Origin of the sequence: Polaromonas sp. (genome assembly GCF_012927415.1) — a bacterium.
Lineage (GTDB): Bacteria > Pseudomonadota > Gammaproteobacteria > Burkholderiales > Burkholderiaceae_C > Polaromonas.
Genome location: NZ_JABBPF010000154.1, coordinates 1 through 3,929 on the forward strand (window position 1 = coordinate 1; position 3,929 = coordinate 3,929).

The 3,929-nt window shown below is 62.7% G+C and carries 4 protein-coding genes; all 4 read left to right on the plus strand.

The features are described 5' to 3' along the window. Positions 1 to 936 (plus strand): histone deacetylase (locus tag HHJ19_RS13065; RefSeq protein WP_296908100.1); only part of this gene is annotated, 936 nt, incomplete at its 5' end. After that, positions 933 to 1,376 (plus strand): thioesterase family protein, encoded by a 444-nt coding sequence (locus HHJ19_RS13070; protein WP_296908101.1) that lies wholly within the window; start codon positions 933 to 935, stop codon positions 1,374 to 1,376. The genes HHJ19_RS13065 and HHJ19_RS13070, both read left to right, overlap by 4 nt. After that, the gene (locus tag HHJ19_RS13075) at positions 1,373 to 2,149 is read left to right on the plus strand and encodes a nitroreductase (RefSeq protein WP_296908102.1); all 777 of its coding nucleotides are present in this window, start codon (positions 1,373 to 1,375) and stop codon (positions 2,147 to 2,149) included. The genes HHJ19_RS13070 and HHJ19_RS13075 overlap by 4 nt, the downstream gene beginning before the upstream one ends. A 164-nt stretch (positions 2,150 to 2,313) precedes the next feature. Continuing rightward, positions 2,314 to 3,929: ABC transporter permease (locus HHJ19_RS13080; protein ID WP_296908103.1), on the plus strand; the 1,616-nt coding region annotated here is incomplete at its 3' end.

A 3,929-nucleotide genomic window follows, 5' to 3' on the forward strand; every position in this document is an offset into this window, starting at 1 on the left:
GATGATTTCGTTCGGCCGCTGCCGCCCGGCCATCGCTTTCCAATGGGCAAGTACAAACAGCTGCGCGACCGCCTGGCGAATGAACAGCCGCCAGTGCGACTGGCCCAGGCGCCCGCCGCTCGCGACGGGGACCAGGCACTGGTTCACCCGCCGGGTGATATAGAAGCGATAGCGCTGGGCACGCTGCCGGCGCCGGCACAGCGGGAAATCGGCTTCCCCTGGAGTCCGGCAATGGCCGAGCGGGCGCGCCGTTCTGTGGGGGCCACGGTGGCCGCGGCGCGCGCAGCGCTGGGCGCTGGTGCTCGGCCTGAAGGCATTGCGGCCAATCTGGCCGGTGGCACGCATCACGCCTATGCCCACAAGGGCGGTGGTTTTTGCGTCTTCAACGACTCGGCCGTGGCGGCCCGCCTGATGCAGGCTGAATGGGCGCGCCAGCATCGCCAGGCGCGGCTTGCCCTGCAGGTTGCGGTGATTGATCTGGATGTGCACCAGGGCAATGGAACGGCCAGCATCTTCGCCGACGACCCCAGCGTGTTCACGCTGTCGCTGCACGGGCAAAAGAATTTCCCGTTCCGCAAGGAGGCCAGTGATCTGGACGTGGAACTGACCGATGGCTGCACCGATGCGCCGTATTTGCAGGCTTTGGAGCACGCGCTGGATGAACTGGAACGGCGCTTTGAACCGGGACTGATACTGTTCCTGGCGGGCGCGGACCCGTTTGCGGGTGACCGCCTGGGACGCCTGGCCTTGAGCTTTGACGGGCTGGAAGCGCGTGACCGCCGGGTCTTTGACTGGGCCTGGCGGCGGCGTATTCCGCTAGCTTTTTCAATGGCCGGTGGCTATGGCGTGAATATTGACGAAACCGTTCAGGTGCAGGTCAACACTTTCCGCGTTGCGCTGGAGTACTGGCGGCGCTGGCAAAATATCGGTTCATGACTTCCCTCAAACGGCTTCAAGCCGAACCCCGCAGCGCTTACCGAGCCTTTCGCGACATCGCTACACGCTGGTCTGACAACGATGTTTACGGCCACGTCAACAATGTCGTTTATTACAGCTGGTTTGACACCGCCGTGAATGGCCTGCTGATCGAGCGCGGCACGCTGGACATACAGGCGGGCGGGGTGATTGGGCTGGTGGTGGAAACCCAGTGCAACTATTTTTCGCCGCTGGCGTTTCCGGAACCTGTTGTCGCTGGCATTCGCGTGGCGCACATCGGTGCGTCCAGTGTGCGTTACGAGATAGCCTTGTTCCCGGACGACACGGACCAGCGTTGCGCCGCCAAAGGCCATTTCATTCATGTCTATGTGGATCGCGCCACTCGCCGACCCACATCCTTGCCCCCTGAACTACTGTGTTTCCTGGAGACCCTGAAATGAAGCAAACTGCGTTCCCTTCCAACCCCTTGGTTGCCGGTGACTTTGCCGCTGTTGATGCGCCGGGCAACGCGTCTGCCCATCCTGTTAATCCGGTTGACCGCGCTATAGAAAGCCGCCAGTCGATGCGCGAGTTCCTGCCGACGCCGGTGCCCCGCGCCACGCTGGCGCATTTGCTCGAGCTTGCCAGCCGTGCCCCTTCCGGTACCAACACCCAGCCATGGAAAGCCTATGTGCTGCAAGGCACGAGCCGCGACACCCTGGTCGACAAAGTCTGCCAGGCGCATGATTCGATGCGCGCTGACCCGGCGCTGGCCGGCGAGTACCGGGAAGCCTATGACTACTATCCTGAAAAATGGGTATCTCCCTATATCGATCGGCGCCGCGAAAATGGCTGGGGTCTGTACGGCCTTTTAGGCATCACCAAGGGTGACAAGGACAAGATGCATTTGCAGCACCAGCGCAACTTCCGGTTTTTTGACGCGCCGGTCGGCCTGATGTTTACGCTTGATCGGGTCATGGGTCGCGGTTCGCTGGTCGATTACGGCATGTTTTTACAAAACATGATGGTCGCCGCGCGCGGCCATGGACTGCACACCTGTCCGCAGGCCGCATGGAACGGTTTTGCCAAAATCATCCTGCCGCATATCGGCGCGGGCGAAGACGAGATGCTGGTCTGCGGCATGGCGCTGGGTTATGCCGATGAGTCGGCGCTGGTCAATACCTTTCGCACTCCGCGCGTGAGCGCCGTGGAGTTCACAACCTGGCTGGACTAGGTGGCTCCCTCGCTCCCCACTGCGTGTGCTTCGCCGTCCCAAGAAAGGGCTACACCGCCTGCGCCCTGGCAAAACCAGTTCTGCGACCGTAGCTTTCATGTTCGGAGGACTCGCTCTGTTTGTCCAGAGGCATCAAAAGGTGCCTGTGGCGGCGCTGCGGCGGTATGACGTTTTCCGTCGTTCAGCTCCTTGGCGGGCTGTCTTACGCTACTACGCTTTTTTTGATGGCTGCGGGGCTGACGCTGATTTTTGGCGTGACGCGAATCGTCAATTTCGCCCATGGCAGTTTTTTCATGCTCGGCGCCCTGTTCACGGCGCACTGGGTGACCAACTGGTTTCCGGACTGGGGCGAGAGTGCCCCGCTTTACCTGCTTGCCATTCTCATGGGCGCTGCCTGCGCGGCGCTGGCGGGGGCCGTAGCTGAATTCTTCCTGCTAAGGCGAATGGCGGCCGCGCCCGAGCTCTACCAGCTGGTGGCCACTTTTGGCCTGAGCCTGGCGATGCACGATGCGATGCAGTGGATTTTTGGGCCTGACGAGGTGTTTGCACCGCGTTTCCCGGGGCTCAAGGGTTCGGTGCTGATTGGTGAAGAGCTTTTCCCGGTCTACCAGCTGATGATGATCGTACTGGCGCCCCTGGTCTGGGTGGGCTTGCATCTCTTGCTGCGGCGCTCGCTGTTTGGTCAGCGCCTGCGCGCCGCCACGCAAGATCGCGGCATGCTGGCGGCGCTGGGTGTCAACCCCAAGCCGCTGATGCTCGGCGCCGTGGTCGTGGGCTGCGCGCTGGCCGGATTGGGCGGCGCGTTGCAGTTGCCGCGTGAACCGGCGCACCTTCAGATGGACATGAACGTGATTGTCGAAACCTTTGTTGTCGTCGTCACGGGCGGGCTGGGCAGCATTGGCGGTGCATTTGCCGCCGCCTTGCTGATTGGCATGGTCCATGCCTTTGGCACCGTACTGCTTCCGCAGGCCACTCTGGTGATTGTTTTTCTGACCATGGCCGTCGTGCTGGTCTTTAGGCCGCAGGGTCTCAATGGCCTGTCGGCGGCACCGCAGGAAAGCGCGGGCGGCGTGCGTGAGGTGGCGCAGCAGTTTCGCGGTCTTCTTCTGGACTGGCACTGGAACGCGGCCATTGCAGCGCTGTTGGTGTTGCTGGCCGGCCTGGCCTGGTCGGGTGGACCCTATTGGCAAACACTGGCGGCCGATGCGCTGATTTTGATGATTTTCGGCATTAGCCTGCAGGCCATGATGGCGCTGGGCGGCCTGGTGAGTTTTGGGCATGCCGCATTTTTTGCACTTGGCGCTTATGGTGCGGCACTTTCGCACAGCGCGTGGGGTGCCTCGCTGCCATTGGCACTGGCCGCCGGTTGCGGTGCGGCGCTGGCAGTCGCTGCGGTATTTGGAGCGGCGGTGATAAGGAGTAGCGGCGTGTATCTGGCCATGCTGTCGCTGGCGCTGGCGCAGGTGATCTGGGCCGGTGCGACGCAGTGGGTCGGCCTCACGGGTGGCGACAACGGACTGATTGGCTTGACCCTGGTGAGCGACGAAGGTCGGCCGCTCTTTTATGGACTGCTGGTTGCACTGGCGCTGATCTCAGTGTTTGCGCTGCGCTGGCTGGCCCGGTCGGTGATGGGCGCGGCCTTGCAGGCTGGGCGTGACGCGCCCCTGCGCGCGGCGGCGTCCGGGCTGTCGGTCGGCTGGTTGAAATATCGGATTTTTGTCGAGAGTGCGGTGCTAGCCGGGCTGGCCGGCGGCCTGTTTGCCGCGCACAAGGGCGCGGT

Coding starts and splice junctions, on each gene's coding strand:
- HHJ19_RS13070 (WP_296908101.1), top strand. CDS start 933: ATGACTTCCCTCAAACGGCTTCAAGCCGAACCCCGCAGCGCTTACCGA.
- HHJ19_RS13075 (WP_296908102.1), top strand. CDS start 1,373: ATGAAGCAAACTGCGTTCCCTTCCAACCCCTTGGTTGCCGGTGACTTT.